This is a genomic window from Alteribacillus sp. YIM 98480 (assembly GCF_009765375.1).
Classification (GTDB): Bacteria; Bacillota; Bacilli; order Bacillales; family Marinococcaceae; genus Alteribacillus.
This window is the reverse complement of the sequence record NZ_VTOK01000005.1, coordinates 222,966-248,591: the sequence shown is the minus strand read 5'-3', so window position 1 is coordinate 248,591 and position 25,626 is coordinate 222,966. Positions and strand designations below refer to the sequence as shown.

At 41.2% G+C, this 25,626-nt stretch carries 31 protein-coding genes; 13 read left to right on the top strand and 18 right to left on the bottom strand.

Annotation, left to right across the window (positions count from 1 at the left end; all coding sequences use genetic code 11):
* Positions 1–138 precede the first annotated feature (138 nt).
* The gene (locus tag FZF09_RS08755) at positions 139–390 is read right to left on the bottom strand and encodes a hypothetical protein (RefSeq protein ID WP_158736201.1); all 252 of its coding nucleotides are present in this window, start codon (positions 388–390) and stop codon (positions 139–141) included.
* A gap of 238 nt (positions 391–628) precedes the next feature.
* Here FZF09_RS08755 and FZF09_RS08750 point away from each other — a divergent pair, with 238 nt between their 5' ends.
* A complete protein-coding gene (locus FZF09_RS08750; protein ID WP_158736200.1) occupies positions 629–2,284 on the top strand; it encodes an FAD-dependent oxidoreductase in 1,656 nt (551 codons plus the stop codon).
* Positions 2,285–2,289: 5 nt separating this feature from the next.
* On the top strand, positions 2,290–2,580 hold the full coding sequence (locus tag FZF09_RS08745; RefSeq protein WP_158736199.1) for a 2Fe-2S iron-sulfur cluster-binding protein: 291 nt from the start codon (positions 2,290–2,292) through the stop codon (positions 2,578–2,580).
* 231 nt (positions 2,581–2,811) lie between these two features.
* Here FZF09_RS08745 and FZF09_RS08740 read toward each other — a convergent pair whose 3' ends face one another.
* The 4 genes from FZF09_RS08740 to FZF09_RS08725 form a co-directional block, all read right to left on the bottom strand.
* Positions 2,812–4,320 carry an S-layer homology domain-containing protein gene (locus FZF09_RS08740; RefSeq protein WP_158736198.1) on the bottom strand — a complete coding sequence of 503 codons (1,509 nt, stop codon included), beginning with the start codon at positions 4,318–4,320 and terminating at the stop codon, positions 2,812–2,814.
* Between the two features lie 132 nt (positions 4,321–4,452).
* Positions 4,453–5,598, bottom strand: coding sequence for a thiolase family protein (locus FZF09_RS08735; protein ID WP_158736197.1), 1,146 nt, complete (start codon positions 5,596–5,598; stop codon positions 4,453–4,455).
* A complete protein-coding gene (locus FZF09_RS08730) occupies positions 5,595–7,127 on the bottom strand; it encodes an AMP-binding protein (protein ID WP_158736196.1) in 1,533 nt (510 codons plus the stop codon). Before FZF09_RS08730 ends, FZF09_RS08735 begins: the two co-directional genes overlap by 4 nt.
* Before the next feature lie 18 nt (positions 7,128–7,145).
* On the bottom strand, positions 7,146–7,727 hold the full coding sequence (locus FZF09_RS08725; protein WP_158736195.1) for a biotin transporter BioY: 582 nt from the start codon (positions 7,725–7,727) through the stop codon (positions 7,146–7,148).
* A 267-nt stretch (positions 7,728–7,994) separates the two neighbouring features.
* On the opposite strand from FZF09_RS08725, the gene FZF09_RS08720 reads away from it, so the two are divergent.
* Positions 7,995–8,300 (top strand): hypothetical protein, encoded by a 306-nt coding sequence (locus tag FZF09_RS08720; protein ID WP_158736194.1) that lies wholly within the window; start codon positions 7,995–7,997, stop codon positions 8,298–8,300.
* A gap of 151 nt (positions 8,301–8,451) precedes the next feature.
* Here FZF09_RS08720 and tagH read toward each other — a convergent pair whose 3' ends face one another.
* The 4 genes from tagH to tagD form a co-directional block, all read right to left on the bottom strand.
* Complete coding sequence (gene tagH, locus FZF09_RS08715; RefSeq protein WP_158736193.1) at positions 8,452–9,255, bottom strand: teichoic acids export ABC transporter ATP-binding subunit TagH; 804 nt, start codon at positions 9,253–9,255, stop codon at positions 8,452–8,454.
* Positions 9,256–9,312: 57 nt separating this feature from the next.
* Complete coding sequence (locus FZF09_RS08710) at positions 9,313–10,119, bottom strand: ABC transporter permease (RefSeq protein ID WP_158736192.1); 807 nt, start codon at positions 10,117–10,119, stop codon at positions 9,313–9,315.
* 24 nt (positions 10,120–10,143) lie between these two features.
* Positions 10,144–11,379, bottom strand: coding sequence for a CDP-glycerol glycerophosphotransferase family protein (locus FZF09_RS08705; RefSeq protein ID WP_158736191.1), 1,236 nt, complete (start codon positions 11,377–11,379; stop codon positions 10,144–10,146).
* Positions 11,380–11,494: 115 nt separating this feature from the next.
* The gene (gene tagD / locus FZF09_RS08700; protein WP_158736190.1) at positions 11,495–11,893 is read right to left on the bottom strand and encodes a glycerol-3-phosphate cytidylyltransferase; all 399 of its coding nucleotides are present in this window, start codon (positions 11,891–11,893) and stop codon (positions 11,495–11,497) included.
* A gap of 610 nt (positions 11,894–12,503) precedes the next feature.
* Here tagD and FZF09_RS08695 point away from each other — a divergent pair.
* On the top strand, positions 12,504–12,665 hold the full coding sequence (locus FZF09_RS08695; protein ID WP_158736189.1) for a hypothetical protein: 162 nt from the start codon (positions 12,504–12,506) through the stop codon (positions 12,663–12,665).
* A gap of 77 nt (positions 12,666–12,742) precedes the next feature.
* On the opposite strand, the gene FZF09_RS08690 is transcribed toward FZF09_RS08695, so the two are convergent.
* Positions 12,743–12,967, bottom strand: a complete 225-nt coding sequence (locus tag FZF09_RS08690; RefSeq protein ID WP_158736188.1) for a hypothetical protein — start codon at positions 12,965–12,967, stop codon at positions 12,743–12,745.
* A 165-nt stretch (positions 12,968–13,132) separates the two neighbouring features.
* Between FZF09_RS08690 and FZF09_RS08685 the strand changes: the two genes are divergently transcribed.
* Both FZF09_RS08685 and FZF09_RS22650 read left to right on the top strand, forming a co-directional pair.
* Positions 13,133–15,109 (top strand): electron transport protein, encoded by a 1,977-nt coding sequence (locus FZF09_RS08685; protein ID WP_158736187.1) that lies wholly within the window; start codon positions 13,133–13,135, stop codon positions 15,107–15,109.
* A gap of 361 nt (positions 15,110–15,470) precedes the next feature.
* Complete coding sequence (locus FZF09_RS22650) at positions 15,471–17,264, top strand: right-handed parallel beta-helix repeat-containing protein (protein WP_199256765.1); 1,794 nt, start codon at positions 15,471–15,473, stop codon at positions 17,262–17,264.
* 34 nt (positions 17,265–17,298) lie between these two features.
* On the opposite strand, the gene FZF09_RS08675 is transcribed toward FZF09_RS22650, so the two are convergent.
* From FZF09_RS08675 to FZF09_RS08660, 4 genes are all read right to left on the bottom strand, one after another.
* Complete coding sequence (locus FZF09_RS08675; protein ID WP_158736186.1) at positions 17,299–17,499, bottom strand: hypothetical protein; 201 nt, start codon at positions 17,497–17,499, stop codon at positions 17,299–17,301.
* Positions 17,500–17,509: 10 nt separating this feature from the next.
* The gene (locus FZF09_RS08670; RefSeq protein ID WP_158736185.1) at positions 17,510–17,890 is read right to left on the bottom strand and encodes a VOC family protein; all 381 of its coding nucleotides are present in this window, start codon (positions 17,888–17,890) and stop codon (positions 17,510–17,512) included.
* Between the two features lie 18 nt (positions 17,891–17,908).
* Positions 17,909–18,079: a hypothetical protein gene (locus FZF09_RS08665; RefSeq protein ID WP_158736184.1), complete on the bottom strand. Its 171-nt coding sequence runs from the start codon at positions 18,077–18,079 to the stop codon at positions 17,909–17,911.
* 495 nt (positions 18,080–18,574) lie between these two features.
* Positions 18,575–18,892, bottom strand: coding sequence for a YckD family protein (locus FZF09_RS08660; protein ID WP_158736183.1), 318 nt, complete (start codon positions 18,890–18,892; stop codon positions 18,575–18,577).
* 138 nt (positions 18,893–19,030) lie between these two features.
* Here FZF09_RS08660 and FZF09_RS08655 point away from each other — a divergent pair, with 138 nt between their 5' ends.
* The 3 genes from FZF09_RS08655 to FZF09_RS08645 all read left to right on the top strand — a co-directional run bounded on the left by FZF09_RS08655 (position 19,031) and on the right by FZF09_RS08645 (position 20,693).
* Entirely contained in the window at positions 19,031–19,858 is an 828-nt protein-coding gene (locus tag FZF09_RS08655; protein ID WP_158736182.1) for an MBL fold metallo-hydrolase, read from the top strand.
* 193 nt (positions 19,859–20,051) lie between these two features.
* Entirely contained in the window at positions 20,052–20,441 is a 390-nt protein-coding gene (locus FZF09_RS08650) for a hypothetical protein (RefSeq protein WP_233269453.1), read from the top strand.
* Positions 20,442–20,531: 90 nt separating this feature from the next.
* A complete protein-coding gene (locus FZF09_RS08645; protein WP_158736181.1) occupies positions 20,532–20,693 on the top strand; it encodes a DUF1540 domain-containing protein in 162 nt (53 codons plus the stop codon).
* Positions 20,694–21,011: 318 nt separating this feature from the next.
* Here the strand turns inward: FZF09_RS08645 and FZF09_RS23225 are convergent, their stop codons facing one another.
* Complete coding sequence (locus FZF09_RS23225) at positions 21,012–21,557, bottom strand: UGSC family (seleno)protein (protein WP_304503059.1); 546 nt, start codon at positions 21,555–21,557, stop codon at positions 21,012–21,014.
* Positions 21,558–21,621: 64 nt separating this feature from the next.
* Positions 21,622–22,668, bottom strand: a complete 1,047-nt coding sequence (locus tag FZF09_RS08630; protein ID WP_158736178.1) for a hypothetical protein — start codon at positions 22,666–22,668, stop codon at positions 21,622–21,624.
* Positions 22,669–22,779: 111 nt separating this feature from the next.
* On the opposite strand from FZF09_RS08630, the gene FZF09_RS08625 reads away from it, so the two are divergent.
* Positions 22,780–22,992 carry a hypothetical protein gene (locus FZF09_RS08625; protein WP_158736177.1) on the top strand — a complete coding sequence of 71 codons (213 nt, stop codon included), beginning with the start codon at positions 22,780–22,782 and terminating at the stop codon, positions 22,990–22,992.
* An 87-nt stretch (positions 22,993–23,079) separates the two neighbouring features.
* Here FZF09_RS08625 and FZF09_RS08620 read toward each other — a convergent pair whose 3' ends face one another.
* A complete protein-coding gene (locus FZF09_RS08620; protein WP_158736176.1) occupies positions 23,080–23,244 on the bottom strand; it encodes a hypothetical protein in 165 nt (54 codons plus the stop codon).
* Between the two features lie 150 nt (positions 23,245–23,394).
* Here FZF09_RS08620 and FZF09_RS08615 point away from each other — a divergent pair, with 150 nt between their 5' ends.
* Entirely contained in the window at positions 23,395–24,222 is an 828-nt protein-coding gene (locus FZF09_RS08615) for a YihY/virulence factor BrkB family protein (protein WP_233269452.1), read from the top strand.
* Here FZF09_RS08615 and FZF09_RS08610 read toward each other — a convergent pair.
* Positions 24,211–24,867: an MOSC domain-containing protein gene (locus FZF09_RS08610; RefSeq protein ID WP_158736175.1), complete on the bottom strand. Its 657-nt coding sequence runs from the start codon at positions 24,865–24,867 to the stop codon at positions 24,211–24,213. The genes FZF09_RS08615 and FZF09_RS08610 overlap by 12 nt on opposite strands.
* Positions 24,868–24,979: 112 nt before the next feature.
* Between FZF09_RS08610 and FZF09_RS08605 the strand changes: the two genes are divergently transcribed.
* Together FZF09_RS08605 and FZF09_RS08600 are read left to right on the top strand one after the other, a co-directional pair.
* Positions 24,980–25,174 (top strand): hypothetical protein, encoded by a 195-nt coding sequence (locus FZF09_RS08605; protein ID WP_091585069.1) that lies wholly within the window; start codon positions 24,980–24,982, stop codon positions 25,172–25,174.
* A gap of 24 nt (positions 25,175–25,198) precedes the next feature.
* A complete protein-coding gene (locus FZF09_RS08600) occupies positions 25,199–25,450 on the top strand; it encodes an OsmC family protein (protein WP_370514440.1) in 252 nt (83 codons plus the stop codon).
* Positions 25,451–25,626: the final 176 nt, after the last annotated feature.

The window sequence follows — 25,626 nt, the reverse complement described above, 5'->3', positions numbered from 1 at the left end:
CTGGAGGGGCGCATATGGAAAGCTGATCTTTGCTTTTCATTGACGAACCGAAGGAATCTCGAGCGAGTAGGCGCTTGCGCTAGACATGTAAAACGCCAACTATTTATAATTTCTTACCTTTTTAAAAAAAGCACCCGATTATTCGGATGCTTGATAAAGGTGATGGCGTCTTAGTTGGGATTCAGCTCTTGCATAAATATTCCCTGCTTCTTCTTCAGAAATATCAAATGCTTTGCTTGCTTTCTTTTCAACATACGTATCATTTTCGGCTTCGTCGTATTTCTCGCCTGCCTGCTCTAACAATTCATACTCTTTCTCCATGAAGTAATACACTTCTCTCTCTACTTCCGGCAAGGATTCCAGACCATTTTTCACGTTTGCATCACTCATATGTAATCCCCCTTTTAATTACATGATAGTATATTTTTTCGATAAAGCAAGTACGATTCCTTTATTAATTTGAAAGTAACAGAAAATAATTCCCTTTCTCTCACTTTTCCTCATTTGTAACCATCCTATTCGTCAAAAGAAGGGTACATTTTGCCCATCTAAGACATTTGACTATTTTCTAGAATCATGCAAATGTTAAAACAACAATAATATTTTACAAAGGAAGCGTGCTCAGAACATGGAACATACAACAACTGACGTACTTGTGATTGGCTCGGGAGCTGCTGGACTTGCCGCAGCCGTTTATGCCTCCCAACAAGATGCAGATGTCCTCGTTATTGATAAAGGAGCATTTGGAAAGAGCGGTTCGACGGTGGGAGCGGTGCAAATTGCCGGGATCGGCCCATGGTCTGTCCCAGAAGACAGTCCAACAGCATATGGAAAAGATATTTATGAAAGCGGACGCGGTTTAAGCGTTCCTTCTCTAATTGGGGCATTAACCACTGATATTGAAAAGCGGCTCCGAGAAATGAACGAGTGGGGACTGAAACTCGATCAAAACGAAGCAAAAGAAGTTGCCGTGTCCTTAACATCCGGCCATACTATTCCCCGCTCCATCAGCGCGAAAAAAGGAAAATCCGGACTTGGATTATTACAAACATTGACGAAAGCCGCTAAGAAAAAAGACTGCCTTACTCGCTGGAGCGATGTTATAACACTTGAACTTCTAAAACAAAATGGCAGAGTGTGCGGGGCAGTGGTTTATGACTTACGAGAAAATAAACCGTATTTCATTCAAAGCAAAACTGTGATTTTAGCTGCAGGCGGAATCGGACAGTTATATTCCATTACAAGCAATCCGGTGCAGGCAACAGGAGACGGTTTCTCCTTAGGTCTAGGTGTTGGAGCATCTCTTATTGACATGGAACAGCTTCAATTTTATCCGGTAAGCTTAATGAAGCCCGCTTCCCTCGATGGATTATGCATGAGCTTTTACCACCTTGGCAAACTTTATAATGCTCAAGGAGAGCGTTTTATGGAAAGGTATGAACCAGAAACGTTGGAAAATACAACAAGAGACAAACTTTCCATTGCAATCGGCAAAGAAATAGCAGCCGGACACTGCTCGTCAAATCGGAGCGTCTGGCTTGATGCAAGAGACCAATTGGAAGCCATACAATCTTATTTTCCGCATGAATATTCGTTGTGTCTCAACCGCGGGGTAGACCTGACTGCAGAGTGCGCCGAAGTCGGCCCGGCTGCCCATTTTATTATGGGGGGGATACAAATAAACAGCGATGCTTCTACAGATGTACCAGGATTATATGCGGCTGGAGAAACATCCGGCGGATTGCATGGCGGCAACCGTCTCGGAAACAATGCTTTATCTGAATGTCTTGTGTTTGGAGCACGAGCAGGAGAAGCAGCAGCATCTTTTTCTAAAGAAACGATGCTTGAGAATCAGCCAGTGCTGCCCGATCACGCCGAATCATTATTAGAAAAACTATCTACCTCAGCAAAAGGCAGCCTCCGTCCACTTGATATAAAAAATAACATCCGAAATATAATGGATAACTATTTGAATGTGATTCGAACGACAGAGGGACTAAATAAAGCAGACAAAAAGCTTGAGAAAATAGAAGCGGCGTTCGATGACGTTTCCATCACCAATCCTGAAGACAGCTATTCTAGGGAAGTGCTCGACTTCATCGAAGCTTCTCATATGCTGCGCACAGCAAAAGTTATAACAGCAGCGGCGAATATAAGAAAAGAAAGCAGAGGAGCTCATTACAATAATGACTTTCCAGCTCAAAACCCTGATGCTTCCCATACTTGCGTGACATCAAGTAATGGTTTGCTGCAATGTACCCTTTGTCCGGTGAGAGGAGAGTGACATGCATGAAAGTAGAAATCAAACGATCAGAAGGGCAAACCGACAACTTTGACATGGAGTATAAAAAAGGGATGACTGTGTTAGACGTGGTCGAAGATATTTACAAATATCACGACCCAACTATTGCATACCGCTATTCGTGCCGAACCGGCCTTTGCGCCACGTGTAATATGATGATAAACGGAAAGCCAGGCTTAAGCTGCATGACTCTCGCAGAGACTGGCAAAAACGGCAAGCTTTCCATTGGCCCTATGCCGCGAGGAGAAACAATTAGGGATCTTGTTAAAGAAATGTAAGCAGAATACATGAGTCAGGCCAGCCACCGAGTCCTTATGGCAGCAGTCGTAGTTTTTCTTATGCTTTTTAAACATTCCTAAAAGTATTAGAAAGACTAGGCTTGTTGCCAAGACCTTAATGGAAAAATCCTTAGTTTTTCTTATACTTTAATCCTTTAATGAAGTTAAACTTTCTTAAAGACAAGAAAGGAGCCGGCCCCCTTATCTTTTCGGGCCGGCCTCTTTTTCTATTTAAATGGTCCATTCATCATGGATAACTCCGACAACATACCATTCTCCCTCATGCTTTTCTACCGCTATTCGAAGCGATTTCCAATCCATGCCTGCGTATTCCTCTTCGTCACCTGAAAAATAGTATTCAACTATAAATGCTTCCGGATAAACATCTTGACTGTTGTCTATCGTATTTCCTTGTCCGATTCTCTCATTCACTGATGTTTCTTCAGCGTTGAGAAAATCACGATCATAAATAAATTCTTCGTAATAACTAGAGAAATCCTGCTCTATCGGGTGTCCGGAACCATCATAATGGCCCCACAAATACTCTGTGTCCTCTTCGAACAGCCCTTCTGTTTCTTTTGCAGAAAAGTGCTGGTCGTTTTCTGGATCGACATAAGCATAAGGTGAAAACCTTACTCCATTATCTGGATGTACGAAAGAGGCGAAATTCTCGCTATTTTTATTTTTTAACGCTTCAACCATTTCGTCTGCCGCCGCTTTTGCTTCTGCTTTCTCTTGCACGGCGTCATCCACCACTTCATAACTTAAAATGGTTTCTTTGATTTCTTGTTCGTTTTCTTCAAAGAACGAAAGAGACACTTCTCCACTTAGATGGTATTCTATATCGTTTTTTAGTCTGAACATATCAAATTCAACCGTATTGTCTTTTTCTATTTCTTTGTAATAGCCATTGCCGTTATCTAAAATGATGGAACGATACTCTGAGATATCAGGGGCCTGGTCATTCATATAATGAGTGGCATAAGCTCTAATTTGATTTTCATCTGATTCATATAGAAGCTTTCCATCTCCGTTCGCTGCTTCTTCACCAGCGGGCCAATCAGCAGGGTGCGTCACTTCAAAGTTGAAACGTGAATTGGCGTACGTTTCACGTTCTGCTTCATCAATAAATTGTTCAGGTGCTAATGCTCGTGCTAGAAACACGGAGAACTGCGCTCTAGTAAGCGTATCATTTGGTCGATACGTATTGTTTTCGTAGCCTGTTGTAATTCTGGCTTCTGCTATCGCTTGAATATCTGTATAAAAAGTATGGCCTTCCTCTATATCTTTAAATGTTTTAACAGCTTCCGGGCCTGCTGAAATGGGAAAAGAACGATTTAGCACAGCTGCCATCTGTCCGCGCGTCATCGCTTCATTAGGTAGAAAATAACCATCATTCCCACGAATAATTCCTTCATCCTGAATAGCTGCGACGATGTCAAAAGCATGAAAATCTTCTTGAATATCTATAAAATCTGGTGTCGGTCGATCTTCGGTTTCTAGTTCCAGTGCTTCGACAAGCATAGACGCTGCTTGACTGCGTTTTACCGGATCATTCGGACGAAACGTTTCGTCGTCGTAGCCGGTAACCACCTTTTCATCAGCCAGAAACTCTATTTCTTCTTGTGCCCAAAATTCACTGTTTACATCGATGAACGGATGAGAGTCAGCATTTGCTGTGGCTGGTGCTAGGAGTGCAGCAATACATGCTGATATCGCCCACTTTCTTATTTGTATCACGTACGTTTCCCCCTTTTTTGTGCTCTTAACTATACTGTAACATTCTTAACATAATTGAAAAAATGGCATTTTTCACCAAAAACACCCGGACCGTTTCTGCATAAACGATCCGGGCTGTTCGATAAGAAATATTTATCTTTTTTTTAAAAGACATGCTATTCCCATCCCCCCGCCGATACCCATCGTGGCGAGGCCTATTTCGGCGTGCTGTCTTTTCATTTCGGTCATAAGTCTAGTCGTAATAATAGCTCCTGAAGCACCGTAGGGGTGTCCAAGTGCAATGCCTCCTCCACTCACGTTCACTTTTTCAAGCGGCATTTTAAGTTCTCGCAAGGATGCCAGCACTTGCGAGGCAAAAGCTTCATTAAATTCCATTACATCAATATCATTGATAGTTATACCATTTCGCCGCAAGCATTTCTCTACTGCAGGTACAGGTCCAATCCCTAGTACGTTTGGATCTACTCCGGCCGTTACCGTATCGATTACTTCTGCCAGCGGTTGCAGATCCCATTCGCGTGCTTTTTCTTCTGACATTATTAAAACAACGGAGGCTCCATCATTTAATGGACAGGAATTTCCAGCCGTTACCGTTCCATTTTCCACAAAAGATGCTGGCAAGCGGTTTAACATTTTTAAGCTTGTTCGTTTGCGCGGGCATTCATCGGTTTGCTGTTTTAGGCCTGACACGGAGACGATTTCTTCTTCAAATCGCCCTTCTTCTGCTGCAGCCGAAGCTTTTTGATGGCTTTCTAATGCATACTGATCCTGATCCTTGCGGGAAATCCCGTATTCCCTGGCTACATTTTCTGCTGCTTCTCCCATTTCAGGGTCCCCTATGCTGTCCGGAGAAAAACGAGCTCTTTCATACAGCCGCGGCATTCCTTTATACAAATTTTTCGGCCGTTCCATTTTCCAAGGTGCCAGACTCGTACTTTCTGTGCCGCCGGCGATGTAAACATCACCTGCTCCTGCTTGGATAAACCGTGCTGCCATGCTGATTGCTTCAAGGCCTGATCCGCACTGGCGGTCTACTGTTACTCCAGGAACGGATACCGGAAGGCCTGATGTTAGAAGGGAAAGCCTGGCGATATTGCCGCCTGGTCCGACAACATTTCCTAAGATCACATCATCTATCGCAGCAGGATCGATATCATTTTCCCGGACAACGTGTTGAATAAGAGTACTTGCCATTTGTTCTGGTGCTGTGTTTCGTAAAATGCCATCCACTTTTCCTATCGGTGTACGTTTTGCACTTACGATTACTGGTTTGTTCATTGTAACTGACCTTGCCCTTCTAACCGAAATTGTTTTTCGATCTTCTCTTTTACTTTTTGCCTAGATGGCTTTCCGCTTGTTGTGAGCGGGATTTTATCGGCTGTCATAACATAACGGGGACATTTGTAGCTGGCAAGATGATTTTTACAAAAAGATTTGATATTATCTTCTATTTGCACATGATCTTTAGCCACAAGTAACACTGCAACCGCTTCTCCCCAATATTCATCTTCTATCCCGGTAACAACTGCGTCTTCTACCATTGGACTTGCTGTCAGCACTTCTTCTACTTCCTCTGGGTATACGTTCAATCCGCCGGTAACGATCATGTTTTTCTTGCGGCCGGCAAGGTGTAAAAACCCGTCTTCATCCTGCTGTACTAAATCTCCTGAAGAAATAAATGCTTCAGGATTTGAACCAATCTGTTGATAATATCCGGCAAACACCATCGGACTTCGTACAAACAATTCTCCAATATGTCCGGGTTCCACTTCTTCTCCCTTTTCATTTCGAACCGACACTTCTACATTAGAAAAAGGAAACCCTAGCGCATTTTTACTTCTAAAACGATCTTTATGGTGCAGGATGCTGACAAAACTGAGTTCTGATGCGCCGTAAAATTCAATCCATTCAGCTTTTGTCCATGTTTTTTCTAACACTGTCTTTCGGTGCTGCGCCATTTTCGCACCAGACGCTATACATGTTCGGAGCGTACCTGGTTTTGTTTCTCCTTGCTCTAAACGCTGAGCGATTGCTTCAAACATCGTCGGCACTCCGTACATGACAGAAATATGCTGCGTGTTTATTCTTTTGATAACGGCTTCGGCCTGAAAGCTTTCTTCAAGAAAGCATACAGCTCCGCGATGCAGGGCATGAAGAGCAGCAAATAAAAACAGCGAATGAACAAGCGGCCCTGGCACTAAAATATGATCAGATGCTTGTAATTTTAGTTCTTTATCTCCTTCTTGAAAACTTTCCGTCCAGGAACGATGGGTTCGCATAAACCCTTTTGGCAGACCGGTGGTTCCTGATGTAAATCCCATGTAAAACAAGGTGCTGCCCGTCACTTCCGGTAAATCAATGTCATTTGTTTTGCTGTTTTCCAGCCATTGTTCATAGGTTAGAAAGGGTGCTTCCTTTCCTCTTAACACAATCACTTCGATAGAGGCAGGGATTTCGTCTTTTATATGTGTAAATTGCTTTTCGATAAAAACAATTTCTGGCATCGTCTCTTTTATAATGGCGGCAAGCTCTTTATCTGACCATTTCGGATCAAACGTCACCGCAAGCCAGCCTGCTTTCGCTGCGCCTAAAAATAATTCTACAAACTCTATACTGTTTGAAAGCAGTACAGCGGCTTTAGGCGGTGTATCTTTTTTATTTTTTACAGGAATCTGCCGCAGCGCTTTTGCTGCTTGATTTGTTTTTTCATGAAGCTCTCCATACGTTACGGACCTGTGTGGTGTGGAGACAGCTGTTTTTCCAGGATTTGTTTCTGCGTTTTTCACAAACGAAGCGGCAATCGACATGTTTCGTTCCTTCCTCTCTTAGCCAGCTTTTTTCGCTGATTGTTCTTCTTTATTGTTTCCTTTTAATAAAGAAGGATGGCTTTTCGCAATTTTTACAGCAATAGTGGCGGAAACGATCGCTTTTACTGTATCTCCCGGCACAAATCCTAAGGATGACACAGCCGCGGCCCATAAAGAAATATTCGTAATAAAAGCAAGATAAATAATTCCAAAAACGTGTATAACGAAGATACCGCCGACAATATTAATGATGATCGCTTTCGCTAAATTTAAGGTCGGCTGGGCTTTTTGCATCATAAACCCAATGAGAAATGCTGCAAGCGGCCAAGATAGGATGTAGCCTCCACTTGGGCCAAACAATACACCAAGACCACCGCGTCCGCCGGAAAGAATCGGCATCCCTGCTGCGATTAATGCTAAAAAGAGAAGCATGCTTCCTCCCCCAAGTTTTGCACCAAGTAAAGAACCAGCAAGCATGACACCGAGTGTCTGCGCTGTGATTGGTACAGGTGTAAATGGAAGCGGGATTGGCGGCATTAATCCAAGAACCCCGACTACTGCTGCAAACATAGCCACATACATCATATTTCTCGTTTTCATTCTCAACGTCCTCCTAAGATAAGTATATGGAGAATGTAAAACAAGACGGCTCATATGTCAACTTAAATTTTAATAAAGTTTACATATTAAAAACATTAACATTTGACTTCTTCTCAATTTAGACGAGATACTTATAATAAAGTATACGTGCTCGATCCTTTTTTGGAAAGGAGAGAGCGTATGAAAGATGAAGTAATGGTCATCCGCATGACACCTCACATTGGCGGAGATTGATGCGGCGGAATTACTGATGACGGGTTCATCAGTATGCACGATACATTTAAAGACGTTCGTGAGGAAATGGAAGAGATCGGGATCGTTTACCGTGATATTCGCAATAAATACGGGGACGAAACAGAAATCATTTATCTTGACCCGAGAAACACATTTTCTATTCTCGTTTATTTTCTGCGCCACTGGAAAGCAGGGTCTATCAGCTTCTCTGAATTATGCAAAGCGATATGTTTTGGCATACGCCGTTCTTCGTTTTTCTATAATGGCCGCTGGCTGAATCCTGATAAAACATGGAAAAGAGATGAGCTGCTGCATAAGCTTGAAGAGATACGGCAGTGAATGCTTTCTTACCTGTGCCATTCATTCAGCTATTTCTTCATTAGAGTGATTGGGCTGCCGCCAAGCCCTAGGGCTGATGACGTTGTTTTGCTTATACTTCCTAATGTACAAAAATAGTGCCCCAGCTATCACCTCACGCTGGGGCACGTTATCATACCAATTCTTTGATTTTGCTTTGCCGCTCGAACCCTTTCTGCCTGAATGCTTTTCTCTTTTTCTTTGACCACTTATTATACTCTTTCAGAAAAGCTTCATAGTCTCCGAGCACGTCTTCCATTTCTCCATAAGCTTTCTTTTCGCCAAATTCAAGCCACATGATTTTATTGCAAAACTCTTTCATTTGTGCAATCGAATGACTGACGAAAAACATGGTTTTGCCGCGTTCTTTAAATTCTTTCATCTTTTCAAGACTTTTTTTCGCAAAAGCTTTATCCCCAACGGACAAAGCCTCATCAACAATTAAAATATCGGGGTCAATGCTGACATTGATCGCAAAGCCAAGCCGTGATTTCATCCCTTTCGAGTAAGACTTCACCGGCTGGTCAATAAATTTATCAAGTTCGGCAAAATCGATAATATCCTGTTCCATGTTCTTGATTTCTTTTCTATTAAAGCCAAGCATCAAACATTTTAGTTCAATGTTTTCTCTGCCGGTTAATTTGTTGTTTAAACCGGCGGACACATCAATAATAGCTGTTTCGCCGTTAATACTGATTTCGCCGCTCGTTTCTGGAACAATACCTGAAATGATATTGGACAGGGTAGATTTCCCTGATCCGTTCACCCCGACTAATCCAATAATATCGCCTTTTTCTGCTTCAAAAGAAACATCTCTTAACGCGTAAAATTCTTCTCCGAAACTTTTCGGAAGCAAAAGGTCTTTTAAGCGTTCGGATTGGGTGTTATATAGTTTAAACTTTTTCGTCACATTTTTAGCAACGATCGCTTTTGTCATCTTTATCACATCCGTCTACATTTTCTATATGCTGCTATACACGTCCTTTGCAGCCTTTTATAAAAAATCAATAAAATGACGGCGAAAACGCATATGCAGCATCGAACCTATGACAAAAAGAACGATTACAATGCTCCAGAAATACAGCGTATATTGCCAATGCTCAATAAAATACCATGATTCTCCGAAAAAGGCAGCTCGGTATCCTTCTACTAAATAATAGAGCGGATTAAGCCGCATTAACGATTGAATGTTGTCCGGAAGCACTTCTGTTACCCATAAAAACGGTGTTAAATAAAGCAAAACACGAATCGTCGATTGAATAAACATTTGCTCATCACGGATAATCGTAGTAACGGTGGAAAAAATCAGGACCACGGCAATAATTAAAATCAGCATGCTGAAAATAAAATAAGGAAACTGTAAATAATACATATTCACCGGGTATCCTGAAAACTGCATAAAAATAATAATTATTAATAATAAGACAAAATGCGGATAAAGCTTTGATACGACAACATAAGCAGGAATCACGCTAGTAGGAAAACTCATCTTCGATACCATGCGGATCTTCGTATAAATCGCTTTGGATCCTTGTGTGACAGCAGGCTGGACAAAAAACCAGATAGTAATACCGGCCATCATCCAGCTGAGAAAAGGAACGCCGTCTACATCCTCATTATCCCGGATCCCATACCCAAACACGAACCAATAAATCGCTATAAAAAAGGCTGGTGTAATTAACTCCCAAAGCGGACCGAGATAATTATTGTTATTTTTTATCTTAATTTCATACAGAGCGAGACGGTTAATAAGATAGATGCTCTGCCATAACTCTTTTATAATCGTACCAACAGATTTCATCGTCATACCTTCTTTTTATATCCTTCACTGCTTATCAAAGACGTGCTCGATGACACGTTTAGAAGCTTCTCCGTCTTCTAGTGAATGAAACGTATTTTCGAACCATTCCACATGCGGTTTAAATCTGGTTCGTATCGTGTCTGCCTGTTTTACTTCTTCGATGATTTCCTCTGTTGTCGTAACAAGCGGGCCGGGGGCTTCGTTTTCAAAGTCAAAATAAAAGCCTCTCAGCTGGTCGCGGTAGCTTTCAATATCATACACATAAAAGATCATCGGCCTTTTTAAAACGCCAAAATCAAACATGACCGAAGAATAGTCCGTAATTAACAGATCACCAATAATATAGAGATCGCGGATGTCTGGATAATTGGAGCCGTCAAATGCAAACCCTTCATAGTCTTTCGAATTAAGTTTATCGGAAACTAAATAATGCAGTCTTAATACGATGACATATTCATCACCAAGTTCTTCACGCATACGATCAAGGTCCATCTGAACCGCAAACTTATACTTTCCGATGAAATGATACTCATTATCCCGCCACGTTGGTGCATATAAAATCATCTTTTTATCGTCGGGAATTCCGAGCCTTTCTCTTATTTTTTCCTCATCTTCCTCTGTATAATGAAACAAATAGTCATTTCTAGGATAGCCTGTTTCCAGCAGGTCTTGTTCAAAATGAAAGGCTCTTCTAAAAATCTCGGAAGAGTACGTATTTGGCGATACGAGATAATCCCATCTGCTTGCTTCTGCCACAAAGTTCCGCTTATACATTTCCGTTGTGGTCCCAGGCATCAGTACTTCTTCCATATCTAACGCCAATTTTTTCAATGGCGTACCATGCCAGGTTTGCAAATACACCGTGTCATGCGGTTTTGCGATCCACTTTGGAAGCCTGCTGTTGAACACCCAGTATTTCGCCCGCATCATGACGATAAACCATTTCAATGAAAAGCGGGTAATCGTACGCACCCCATGCTCATCAAAGCGTGATTTAAAACGATGATCGATACTCCAATAATAAATAAAGTTCCTGTCTTGTTCTTTAAGTGTTTCATAAATCGCTCTAGGGTTGCAGCTGTATTGTTTGCCTAAAAAGCTTTCAAATACGATAATATTTTCCTTCTTCGGCAGACGTCCGACAAGATTAGAGACTCCGCTGTAAAAGCGGCGGACCTTTTTAGATTTCTTTGCCTTTTTCCACTTTTTTGTAAATGTTTTTTTGAATTTTTTCTTTAGTTTTTTAAATCGTTTTTTCATTTCATTCAATACCCTTCTGCTTCAAAAAGTTATAACGATATATTGCCTGATCTATTATATACGTTTTTTTTCATTGAAACAAAAAAGAAAAAAGAGAGTAAAACCCTCTCTTTTTCTAATAAGCATTTGCAAGAAGCAGTTCTTTTTTGATTTTGGTTGTAGAAATATTAGCGGTTCTTGGTAAATAAATGACTTCACAATAAGGCTTAAGGTAGTCGAATTTTCCTTTCCAATCATCTCCCATAACGAGAGCATCTACTTTATGATCAAAGATGTCTTCTACCTTTTGTTCCCACTTTTCTTCAGGAATAACTTCATCTACATAGCGGACTGCTTCTAGAATCATTTTTCTCTGTTCATATGAATAATATGCTTTCTTATTTTTCAATGCGTTAAACTCATCTGTTGAAATAGCTACAATGAGATAATCTCCTAAGGCCTTTGCGCGTTTTAGTATATTAATATGACCCCAATGCAGTAAATCAAATGTTCCATAAGTGATAACTTTTTTCATTTTAAGCCCTCCTAGCTACATTAGAAACTAGAAAATCAAATTATATGAGATTCTTTACGTCTTGTTTACTTTTACTTAATAAATATAATAAAAAAAACATCTTTATTTAGTTGACTTTCAGAATTATATCACACCCATCAACTCTTCACTATAAACTATTGATGAAATATCTGCTTATTTATATGAAAAAGTATGTGAAAATCTCAATTATTCTAGAATTTTTTTCCATTTGAAACATTCTATGTGCGATTATATCAGGTTTTGGCAGCCGCATTTAAAAAAACTCCACCTGCTGGCCGAGATCCTTATGGCGAAAGTGGTATAAGAAAAGCGCAAGCGCCTTAAAAGAAGGAAGTTCGGCTACAAGCGTCACGTCCTGTGACAACGCCGAACTGACTCCCATCCTGGGAGCCCGCGACAGGTTCTGGAGCTTTCGCGCAGGGTCGCCTGCGGCCCGGAGTCGAAAGGGAAGACATAAGAGGTTCAGCTTATTTTAATGAACTTCTACTAAAATCGCACACGTCGACGCATAGGATGTGCTAATGTCGCCAATGCCACAGGACGTGGCGTTTTTGGCGACGAGTGTGCAACGTAGAAGTCACCACATCGTGTGGAAGTACGTCCTGTGACAACGCTGAACGGGCTTGCACAGGAGGTGTTGACTTTTGCGTTGCGACAGGACGTCGCGGTTTTAGCAAAAGTTCCTCTCTATCGTGTGCGCCTGAGCGGCTGGGCGCTGAAGCTAGACATAAAAAACGCCAACTATTTATAATTTCTTACCTTTATAAAAAAAAGGCACCTTTGTCATGAAATGGACAAGGATGCCTCTTTCCTTTTCAGTCCAGTTTATTACGTTTTATTCGTGAACAGCTGTCCTTTATAACCGTCTTGCGTCGTTCCTTCTGTTCTTGCTATTTTTCCTTCTTCGGCAAGCTTTTCTAGCGAGGCTAGGACGTCTTCAAGTGGTTTTTCATTGTCAAACAGCTCTTCATTAATCTCAGCCGGTGAAAATACTTTGTCATCTCTTTGGTCCACATCTACGTTCTGAATAAAATGATAGATTTCTTTGTCCATTCCAATCATCCTTTCCTGCATGGATTGTTAGCAGCTATCTTTCTTTAACCATATTAATATATTGTTAAACTTTTGTTTATATTAACCTTTTGTGACATATAACTTAACTCATTTTCAAATAAGAAAACGTAAGTTGGGCACTCTTAAAAACGAGGTGAATCATAGATGCGGAAAAAGTTTATTCTTTGGACTTTTGGGGTTGTTTTTATCATCTTCCTCCTTGGAGGAGTTACTGCTTTTTTCACAGGGCATTATCGGTTTGCTTATACACCCTCGTTCGATAAAGTACTTAATAATGAAGAAATTTATAAAAACGGCAGGCCGGAAGAAGCGTATAACGTCTGGGGAGAAAGCATTTCAGAAAAAGAAGCAGACACGCTTCGTGCATCTGTCGAGGGGAAAAAGAAACTATCCCCTGAAGAAGGTGCAGTGAAAGTGGACAACGACTTTCTTGAGCTCGGACGTGAGGTGTTTTATGAAGAAACATTTGGTAATGAAGTGTTTCTTACAGATGTGATGGGGATACTAGACGGTCCTATATCGATCTGGAATATTTCGAAAGCAGCACTTGCTTTAAGAGGAAAAGGAACAAACAACTTGCAGGTAGAATTAAGTGAAACAGTGAAAGTAGGAGATGAAACATTTAAAAAAGGAGAAAAAATAGACACAGGGCTTGCTGTACCAAAAGGATCGATCGTGCCGCTTGGTATGCCTGTAACGCTGGACCGTGGAAAATTGAAAGCAGGAGTCACCTGTGCAGCCTGCCATGCCCAAGTTGAAACGACAACCGGGAAAGTGGTAGAAGGAGCTACGAATACAAATTTTAATGTCGGTCTTTTAATGGCGATGGCAAGCAATTCCGCAGCTTATTTTACTCACACCGAGAAAAAAAACCTTGAAGCCTACATAACAGCTTCTAGTCGTTCTATTGAAAATTCGGATGGAAAAACGGAATCGTTACCCGATCCCGATCAGCTTGAAAAAGATGTAGAAAAAACGTTGATGAGCTGGCCGCCTGGCTTTTTTGATGCAACGATTGACCAAGAAGCCAATCCTACACAAGTCGGCGATTCTTTTACTTTTGGCGATCATCCATACAGTTGGAGCGGAATGGGAATGGCCGGTGCATTTAACGGCTTAACGACCCTTAGCAATAATGTACATGCGCAAGGTGCAGACTCCCTGGCTCAATCTTCTATTAGTAAAGGGATGTTTGATATCGATAAAGAAGTCTATATTGGGACGATTCTTCAGCGCGCGGCCAACAAAAACTTCCGGTACCGTCCCGATTCAGGAGAGAAACCTAGTGAATTTTTAAAAAAAGCAGCACCGCATCCTGACACGCCCGGAGTAAATGATCTAGTGAAACTCCCGACTTTCCCAAATGTGACACTTGCTGCTCCAGATGGCTTAGTCGTTTCAAGTCCAGGTTACCGGGTTAATGAACAAAACAGTGCCGTGTCTGCCTTTCAAAATACGCTCGTCCCGCCAAAGCCAAACAGAGACACCGACGCACAAACGATCGCCCAGGGAAGAAAAGTATTTGAAGACGCAGGCTGCATAAAATGCCATGCAGGACGTTATAAAACGAATAATAAAATCATCCCCGCCAAAGAAGCAGGAACGAACCCATCTAGAGCAAAAGCATTAGCCGGGACACAAAAGGTGTGGGACAAGGCATCGATTTATTCACCAGACACCCCCGTTCCCGTGCCGACCGCAGCGAAAAAATTAAACATACCATCTGACAATTTTTCACAAAAAGATGTGGAATTAGCCTTTGCTCATAATGATTCGGATGGCGGTTATAAGGTAAAAGGTCTGGCTGGAGTTTACTGGCAGGCTCCATATCTACATGATGGCGGGGTGGCTGTTGGACGAGACAAAAATACGGACCTTGGCATACCTGGTACATTTCATAAAGGTAAAAGACCAGACCCATATAACAGCATGCAGGCTTTAGTTGATGAGTCACTACGTCAGCAAGTAGTGGATGCCAATCATTCTTCAAGCGAGTTAAGAACATTAAATATAGAGGGAAGCGGTCATGCTTTTTGGGCCGATGAAAAACGCGGGTTTTCAAAAGAAGAACAAAATGCCCTGATCGAATATGTGCTGCAAATAGACGGAGAAGAGGAATGAACTCCTCTTCTCTTTTTTGTCTTGGAGGATTTGCTTTCTGTTTTGGGCTCGGTTTGCAGAAGCCGCTTCGCTATTAGATAGCACTCCATCATGCTGATGATAGAAGCACGATCAATGGTACAATTTCTGAAAGCCAGCTATTGACCATTTTTCTATTGGAGACAGCAAAATAGGTTTGTGATTATTTCAATAATCCAATCAATATTATTAAGAATTTAATATGTTATTAAGTAAAACAAGCATACAACAAGTAGAAAAACTCGGCTTGCCGCCGAGTCCTTGGTGGAAGTCGTAGTTTTGCTTAAACTTTGATCCTTTAACAAAGTTAAACATTACTAAAGTACAAAAAAGGATGTTATTTATGAAAGGTTATCGTCCACTTAATAGACAAACACGGTTAAGGTCAATTCCTTTAAGAAAAAAGACCCGTTCAAATCTAAACACACGTTCTTTAAATAGACGTACAGCTCCCCAAAGCTGTGATTTTTTTCCACCTAATTATGCTGGTCCTCCTGGCCCCCCTGGACCTCAAGGGCCTCAAGGGCCTCCGGGTCCTCAAGGAGAACCAGGACCTCAAGGTGAGCAAGGCCCCCAAGGCGTACAGGGGCCTCAAGGCGAGCAAGGACCTCAAGGCGTACAGGGAATCCAAGGCGAGCAAGGACCTCCAGGAGAAGGGGCTAGTTTGTTCTCCGATGAATCCAACGAGAGTGTATCCCTTCTTCCTGCAGGTACAACAACAACTTTAGAACTGCCTCCTTTAACCACCTTAGAAGGGGAAAGTATTAAATTAGATTCATTTGCAAGAATATATTTCGAGACAGCTAATACAACTAGTCATTCGTTGGAGATTTCCTATGCGTTAGAGAGATTAGGTGATGCTCCAGAGACACTGACAAGTTCAGAGATTAATCGTTTTAGAGAATTCAGCACAAATACCACAGCAAACGACACCTATACTCCTGCGATAAGCTGGGTCGATACACCTCCACCGGGAACCCATGTTTATCAAGTCCAACTTACTGCTGTAACCACAGCTAATATAAATACTCTAAATGTCACTAATATGTCTTTAAACGCTGTTGCTCAAATTAGTTCTGATCCTTTCAATATTTATGTACAGGCAGGGGCTGAAGGAGGAAATGGTACAAGAGAAAATCCATTTGGGACGATCGAAGAAGGCATGAATGCTGCAGCTGAAGGAGGTACTGTTCATGTTTTAGAAGGAGTGTATAATATTGACTCTCAGCTCGTTATTAATCAATCCATAATATTAGACGGGTCGTCAGCAGAGTCCACTCCTCAAGTGATATTTGATCCTTCAACGAATGCTAATGCACTGCTTATTGAATCAGATAATGTGACTGTCAATGGTTTGCATTTAATCAGCAACAGAGCTGTCACCGGGGATAATGCTATTATTAGAGTGCCATTACGAGCACTTAATAATCTCTATGAAAATATTACAATTAGTTCTAATATTGTAGAAGGAACAACCCGAAGCGGTTATTTTTGGGCTGAGAACCTCACCATTGAAGAAAATGAATTTGTGCATAATGCTATAAATACGCAAAGTCTTCGTTTTCAAATGGTAAGGGGAACTACAAATGTATTAAATAATACGTTCGAAGGAAACAGTACGAGTGTAGGAGCTGTTATCTTCGAACCTAATATTGTTTCCTATACAGTCTCTGGAACAATCAATGTCGCCGGCAACACGATGAGAAGTTTTAATCAGTTTGTCAACTTTTACAGTATATTAGAAGGACCTACTAGTTTATTTATTGAGGATAACAACATTGATCATGAAACAAATTCCGGAAGCAGTATTATTTTAACAACTCGCGTGGACTATTCTTTAGTAGAAGAACTATTAATCCAAAACAATTACTTTGAAAACAATGACCCAACCCGACTGGCAGTTTATTTTGCTGGCGGCGGAGGTGGAAATAATATACCGTCTGAAAACCAAATTCAGGTCTATTCCAATACAGCATTCTTTCCTAACGGTTATGGGCAGCGTCCTGGAGATACGGTAGATACTGAATTTCCAGTAGGCTATAATAGCAGCGCTGGTACTTTTGGAATGACTCTAGATGCATTTGATTTACAAGATAATGAACTTCTCCAACAAAATCCACCTAATGGTTTCTCATAACCAAAAGACGGAGATATAGGTCTCCGTCTACCTACTAGCTGGATTCACTTCCTTTTGAGCGGAAATAATTTACAGCATTTCCCGCAACACCGATGCCGCCTGTTACAGCAATAATAAGTGGTATAAGCCATGTGTAGGAGTCAAAGGATTCTGTAAGCAGACGATATGTTCCCCAGCCGCATAAAAGAAAAGATCCAAAGAAACCTAAGGCAGGTTTTTTTTTACGGTATGCCATAATGGCCCCCTTACAACTGGCAATTAAGCATCCAGCCAATTCCGTATTTATCAATTAAGTTAGCATGAAGCGCTCCCCAAAACGTTTCTTGCAGCTCCACCCCTACTTCTGCTCCTACTTGAAGGGATTCATATACTTTTTTTATTTCCTCTTTTTCTTCAAATTCTAGTAATACATAAACACTATTTCCCTGGGTTATCTTTCCATAATCTTGGAAGACATCTGAGAAATGAATGATTTGATCATTCATATGAAGTTCTGCGTGCATATATTTCCCGCCATGTTCTTCTGAAGCCTGTACGTTTTTTATTTCACCGCCTAAAGCCTCTTCGTAAAATTCCATTGCTTCTTTGCAATTTTCTACCATTATGTACGGGTGAATACTTTTCATCAATCAGCACTCCTTTCTTTACTCTTTTAAGTATTCTATAAAAAACAGTCCTGTCCTGCTTATAAGAAAAGCGCAAGCGCCTTGCTCACGAGCGACAAGTCCTGGAGGGTCGGCATATGGAAAGCTGATCTTTGCTTTCCATTGACGAACCGAAGGAATCTCGAGCGAGTAGGCGCTTGCGCTAGTCATGCAAAACGCCAATTATTTATATTTTCTTACCTTTTAAGAAAAGCGCAAGCGCCTTGCTGACGAGCAATAGAAAATATTCGAGCGCTTTTACCGTCTTGATAAAGCGCGAAGCAGAAGCACAGGCAGCACTGGATGAGGGTAGTCGATTGCAGCAGCCATCATAATTTATGCAAGGTACATCACAAATATTTCGTGGTGTACTTTATTCTTCTACATAAATTTATATTTTGGAAAAATACATTAGAAATGGCTATGGCCCAGCTATGACAGTTGTTTTACAATAAAACAACAAATTCGTTTTATTCTTCCGATAACTATCAATAAACAAACCGCAGAGAAAAATACAGAATTAATAACATTCAAAAAAAGATAGGAATGGTGCCATTAGAATCGAAGAAAACCTAAAGAAGGCAGATAAAAGCAAGAGACCTCTGCTTTTATCTGCCTTTACTTTTAAAAGTTTAATTTTACAAAACGAATATTACATTCTCCTATTTAATGAAACCTTCTCTCCCGTAAAGGCTGAAAATTATTTTCCACAAGCCTGTTAAAACGATCATCAAGATGCGTTTTTATTTTTTCTTTTTTGTTTTCTGGGATCATACCGAATTCTACATATTTGTCTACGAGCTCTTTTTTCTTTTCAATAATATCTTTGTGCAAAGTAGAAAGCTCCTCTTTTTGTTCCTCCGTCAGGTCAACGTTTTTCAGCTCGGCATGAATGCCATACGCCTCTGCCTGTTCAGAGTAACTAAATAACGTTCCGGCAGCAAGCATGATGACGAAAAAATTCGTCCACTTTCTTTTACCCAACAACACTCACTCCTTTTTAAAACATATCTTTACTTTGTCTCACCGATCGTTTTTTATGCCGAATTTTGTTTTCATTTTGTTTATTCCATAAGAGAAATGTAAAAGGTAAACCATAGCTAGTTATTTTTTCTAGGAGGTATGACGATGGAAGACAGACTGATTCCTGTCACTTCGGTTACGAATGGATTAGGGCAGACAGTGGCAGACCATCTGTTCTGTTATACAAACCAGGTGGTAAACCTTTGCCTTTATGAGCTTCCAGGCCGGCGAAATGAATGGGTTTTAATTGATGCCGGTATGCCTAAATCTGCTGATATTATTAAAGAAACAGCTCGTGAGCATTTCGGAAAAAATCATTCCCCGCAAGCTATTATTTTGACACACGGCCACTTTGATCATGTGGGAGCAGTTGAAGAATTAGCTGAAGAATGGAAAATTCCTGTTTATGCTCATGAACAGGAAATGCCTTTTCTTACAGGCGCGAAGAATTATCCAGAGCCTGATACGAGTGTTGAGGGAGGTCTTGTTGCTAAATTATCACGTATGTTTCCAAATGAAGGGATTGATCTAGGAGACAACGTACAAACACTTCCTGCAGATGGCACTGTCCCTGAAATGGAGGGATGGCGCTGGATTCACACGCCGGGTCACACACCTGGGCACATTTCTTTATTCCATGAAGAAGATCGTACACTGATTGCTGGTGATGCATTTGTTACCGTCAAACAAGAATATTTGTATAAAGTAATGATGCAAGAAAAAGAAATCAGCGGACCGCCCCGCTATCTTACCACGGATTGGGAAGCAGCCCGCTCTTCTGTTGAACAATTAAAAAATCTCGACCCAGAAGCTGCTGTTACAGGGCATGGACTTCCAATGGAAGGAAAAGAATTAAAACATGCGTTAGAAACCTTAGTCAGCCGCTTTGACGACATAGCTGTGCCAGATCACGGAAAATTTGTATAAGATAAAAGAGCAGGCTTTTGTTCTTGTTGCGAACAGAAGCCTGCTTTTTTTCACACTGATAAGAACATATAACATTTTAGCATGGATGAATCATTCAAAATGTTAGGAAATAAATTTTTTCATATTGATGTTCATTATTTTGAATTATGGTACCATAAACTGGTATAGATTTTTTTAGAAAAGGAAGAGATAAGTGGAAAGTGGTAACTTCACATTAGAAGAGTTGTACGGGGCGGCAAATGACATGTGTTTAAAGCAATGGGGAGTGGAGTACAACGACCAGATTGAGCTTGTACATACCAACTGGAGTGTACAAAATGCCGTATTTATTTATGACCGCGGCACCGGAGAACGTATTATTCGAATGAGCACCAAGCGTAATGCAATACGTTCCAAAGAAGGTGTATTAAAGTCTCTATTACATGAGCTTGTCCATTGGCGCCTGCATTCACAGGGACTGCCATGCCGAGACGAAGACCCTGAATTTATAGAAGAGTGTTTAAACGTTGGTGCGAATATCAGCCTTGCTAAAAAAGCACAGCTGGCGTTCGAACAATTTATGCTTGAACGAAAAACGACCTAGAAAAGCATAATAAACGTACAAACTTTCAGCCTTTGCTGCGTATCTTTTTCCCTGTATTTGCGAAAAGTAAACATAAGGGGGGAAAGAAATATGGCGCAAGATGTGCTATGTGAAGTAAACAACTGTCATTATTGGGCAGAAGGAAACCTTTGTTCTGCCGATAGAATTTATGTAGTAAGCCATAGTGGTGAAAAAGCTTCTACAGAGCATGAAACCGACTGTAAAACATTTGAAAAAAAAGATCATCATTAAAGGTTTAGAGGCCGCTTCCCTGGCGGCCTCTTCTTTATAGCTAAGGATATAAATACTTCTCCGTTTTTCCTATTCATTTAAATGACGAACCCTCTGCAGTACTTGTGCTATTTATTTATGAATTATAAAAAGTACAAGAGTTCGTACTAAAATGCCCAATTTATAATGGCACTAACTACCACTACTAATCCAATAATCATTAAAATCGTTCTAATCATTTGTATCATCCTCTCTCTCTGCATTTGTTGTTACCTTTCCCCATTTGCTTATTTTAAAACTAAGCTAATAAACGTTTTTTACAGAGAGAGTGTGTGATCGTTAGGACCGAGGTGCTGTCTTTTGAGCTGTCAACAGTTCAGCCACTTCATTTACTGCATCTTCCGCCCAATTTTCAAGCGTTTCCACTTTTGTAGCTGCGATCGGATGCGCAATGACAGCAAAAGAGTAATCAGGTAAACCGTGAGCTGTGGCCATCGCTTTTCCTGAGCTGATAAAAGGTTCGGTTACGATGACTGCTGCAGGTACGTGTTTTTTCTCCATCACGATTCCATCGAGCAAACTGCCCGAGCTGCAGGAACCTCAATCACCAATCCCAGAAATAACAAAATCGCATTGCCTTTTCAACTGGTCTGCTTCCCTACCTGGGATGGCATGAGAAAACGATGACTTTTTTACTGTTATTATTTCTTTTAACTGAAAATGTTCTTTTAAACGCCTGCCAATATATTGTAAAATGGTGTCTGCATTTCGTTTACCATTATCAATTAAGCCTAACGTCTTGTTTTCTAGTGAAGTAGGTCTCAGTGCTGTTTGTGCTTGTTCTGGCACTGGGCTCTTAGTTGGATTATAGACGGTAATGCTCATCAAATCACTCCTCTGGCTTTCGATTCAATTTGAGCCAATCACCGATTGACTAGTATCAGCATTGTCAGGTGAAACCTGTTTCTGTCAGAATTGATTTTGTGACAGCTCGCGAAATGTTAGCGCCGAACCAGCCTGGAATGCAAGCTGAAAAGCGGCCGGCTTCCCCTCCTGCTGTCAGCAAAAGAATGCTTTCTGGAGAAGGCACGGCATGTACCATTGTTTTTTCATCTTGTTTTTCCATTGGCGCCTCTATATAACCGCCTTTTTTTAAATCACTTAGCGGCCGTTTTGCATGTTCATAGAGAAAACGGCGCACAGATGCTTTATTCCATCCTTGTTTGTTTAAATCTCTGTAATGCTCTGGGCAAATCACCACTCCCATTTCGGTTTTTCCGCCCATATTAAAAGTGCCAAGACCGGTCATTCGGTCTGCTAAGGTAAGTAAAATATTTTCTGGCCGCAAAGAAGAATGGTTGTTCATTTGATTTGGTCCTTCTGCCGCAAACACGGTTACGGTACTATCTTCTTTGGCAAACCCCTTTTCAACATGCAAAGGTTCCCACTCCGTATCTTCATTTTCTGCTATACAGTACGTAAACTTACCTGGGTGCCCTAAAGTGGCCCGGTCAAACTCTTTAGATCCGCCCGCATTTATCATAAGTAATCGAACCGCTCGTCCTATGGTCGCGTTCGCACGGTTTCCTGGTCCGAATAGATTTTCTCCAGAATTCACCGCAAGCGTTTTAGAAATAGGTCCATTCACAATGATTAAAATCGCAGCGCCGGCTGTACTTGCCGTTGGGCCATGTAATCCGAAGTCTGGATCACTCATCGCTGAAACAGCCGTAACCACTACCGGAAAATAATCGGGTAAGCAGCCTGCCATCACTGCATTAATCGCTGCTGCTTCTGCCGTAAACACACGTCCGCGTTCAGGAATGGAACCAATGACGGTGTCTTTTTTCATGCCGACAAAATCTAACATCGCTTGAATTCTTTCTTCTGTTGGAGGGACGACTGGTAATCCGTCAGTCCAGCCTTTCCGGTAATATAATTCCATTGCAGCCGATTCATTTTCTACCGTAATAGCTTCTGCATTAAACGATGCCACTTTTTCACTCCCTTTCTAGTCATAATCTTAAGTTATCATAACAATCAGAATTTTTGAACTGTAAAGATTCTTTTTTAATAGGTAAGAAATTATAAATAATTGGCGTTTTACATGTCTAGCGCAAGCGCCTACTCGCTCGAGTTTCCTTCGGTTCGTCAATGGAAAACAAAGACCAGCTTTCCATATGCCGATCCTCCGGGACTTGTCGCTCGTGAGCAGAGCGCTTGTGCATTTCTTAAACGAGTATTTTTGGGTTATGTCTATGCAGCAGCGTTACTTATTTTCATATTCCCGTGCTTCTGCATGAAAGGCTGCCATTGGTGATTTCTTATTTTTTGATCCTTTAACAAAATCAAACATTACAAAGTTCAAAAAAGAGCTTCCCCTGCCAAAGGAAAGCTCATGCTGTCATTATTCATATATGCTGTCTGCGTTTTTATAGCGAAGCTGCTCCGCATGATTTTCTACCATTGCTGTACCCGGATGAGGTGTCTCTTCATTAATTTCCCTTACATTTGGCTGCTCGATTTCTGGTTGTGGTTTTATGCGCTCTGGCTGTTCTCTTTTATCAGACATAGTTCTCCCTCCTTGCGTTTACTTTTTCCTCTCTTCATGTGGTTATGAGCGTTAATTTAAGACTTAAAAGGTTTTTAATGCAAAATAATGGGAAAAAAAGTAGTATAAAGAACCAAGGAAGCTGACGAATATAGAGGGGAAAGATTAGACATGAAAATCAATCAAATTTTTTCTTTTGGTCAAACGCTAAAACAGGAAATGATAGATGACAGAGCAACAGGACTAGCAGCTGAACAGGCATTTTATTATATGCTTGCTCTTTTTCCGATGATGATCTTATTTTTATCTATTCTTCCTCATTTATCCATGGACGGCCAAAGAGTAATGATGTTTGTAGAAACCGCCCTGCCCCGCGATACCGCTCTTATGATAGAAGAAAATGTGTTAAACATAGTCAGCGATTCCAACAGCGGCTTGCTTACCTTCGGGATCGCAGGCACGATTTGGTCGGCTTCTACTGGAATGAACGCTTTCATCAGAGCTATGAATGAAGCGTTCAACGTAGAAAACCCAAGATCTTTTATTAAAGGAAGATTGTTGTCTATTTTCTTAACCATCGGTATGATGGTAACCTTTCTTATTATTTTTGCTCTTTTTATTTTTGGCGAAGTGATTTTTAATGCCGTTTCTCATTATGTATTCATGCCAGCTGAAACCGAGTCACTATTGAAAATCGTTCGCTGGATTATTACGGTTTTCGTTATGATCACCATTCTATGTTGTCTTTACTACTTTGCCCCTAATAAAAAAATTACATTTAAGCATGTCCTCCCTGGGGCCATTACAGCAACCATTATATGGCAGGCCGTATCGCTTGGTTTCTCTTTTTATGTAAATAACTTTGGAAATTACTCCGATATGTATGGCAGCCTCGGCGGCGTTATTGTCCTTATGCTTTGGCTCTTTTTGACTGGTCTTGCTCTTGTTGTCGGCGGAGAACTAAACGCGATTCTCCACAGAAACCGCTCAGTTCGATAACAGGCTAATTCGTTTCTCCAGTTTTTCCCACCAGGAATTCGCTAAAGCATCGACTGCTGCTATTTTTTTCATGGCTTCGAGATCTTTAGAGTTGTGAAAAAACGTATGAAGAGAAAAAGCCACGGTAACTTGATTTGGATGCTGTTCTACGAGTTCAATGGGATCTGTTTTTCTTATGGTCCCTTCTTTTAAGACCCGGCATAAAAAGCCTGTATTGCCCGTTTCCACTACTCTAGATAAAAGATTTGGTATATTTGTCCGTCTGCTGATGGTGTCACATGGAATGCGGCCCTGTGTCACCTGGATGATGGCGTCTCCTATTTTATAGGTATCCCCTATGCATACCTTTTCTTCTGTCATGTTACAAGCGGTTATATTTTCCCCAAATGCTGCATCAGCAAGCGTCGCATTAAATTCATTTTCCCATTTGGAATAATGATCATACGGATAAATACAAACTGCACGGTCGGTCCCGCCGTGATTTTTTTTATCGGCCACATCATCATTTTCTATTCCGTGTTCGGCTGCATATATTTCTTCTACACTTTGTTTTTGTATGCCTGTTTTCATGACTTTACCGTTTTGGTACATCATAAGCTGTGGACGCCCTGCAGCCAAGTGTTGTATGGAATATGAAGATGACATCTTTCTTCCTCCTCCTTTTTTAACCTTTTAAAATTAATCATACCATTCTGATGTTTAAAAATAAAAAAAGACGGGTATCTAAAATAATAGTTTAATTTTAAGGGGGTATCTTATGTCGGATCCAATTGCGCTTACAAAGATCACGATTGAACAAGACAAACCGCCCCACAGACTGGCGTACATAGACGGTTTTGAAGAACCGTTTCATTACGGGGTTCATGGCGGAGTGAAAGAATTTTACGGAGTCGAACCGGAAACGGAATACCCTTCAACTTTGGACCACATCGTCGCTTCAGCAGGCGGCTGACTAACCGGAACATTATCCGGCGCGCTGTATGCGCGTCAAATCCCACCTTACCCGGACAAAGTCAAAACAACTGTGCAAGGTACTATTGAAGCTCCGGAAGGCGTCCTAAAAATTACGAAAATCCAGTGCCATTATGACCTTAAAATTCCTAAAGGCAAACGAGAAGCAGCCGAACGGGTGTTAAACGTATTTGAAACAAAATGCCCGGTAGCACAGACATTAAAAGGCTGTGTGGAATTTGAACATTCTTGGACAATTGAAGAATATGAAGAGTAAGAAAAGCAAGCGCCCTGGTCAGCCGCGACAGGTTCTGGAGCTTTCGCGCAGGGTCACCTGCGGCCCGGAGTCGAAAGGGAAGACATAAGACGTTCAGCTCATTTTAATGAACTTCTACTAAGATCGCACACGTCGACGCATAGGATGTGCTAATGTCGCCAATGCCACAGGACGTG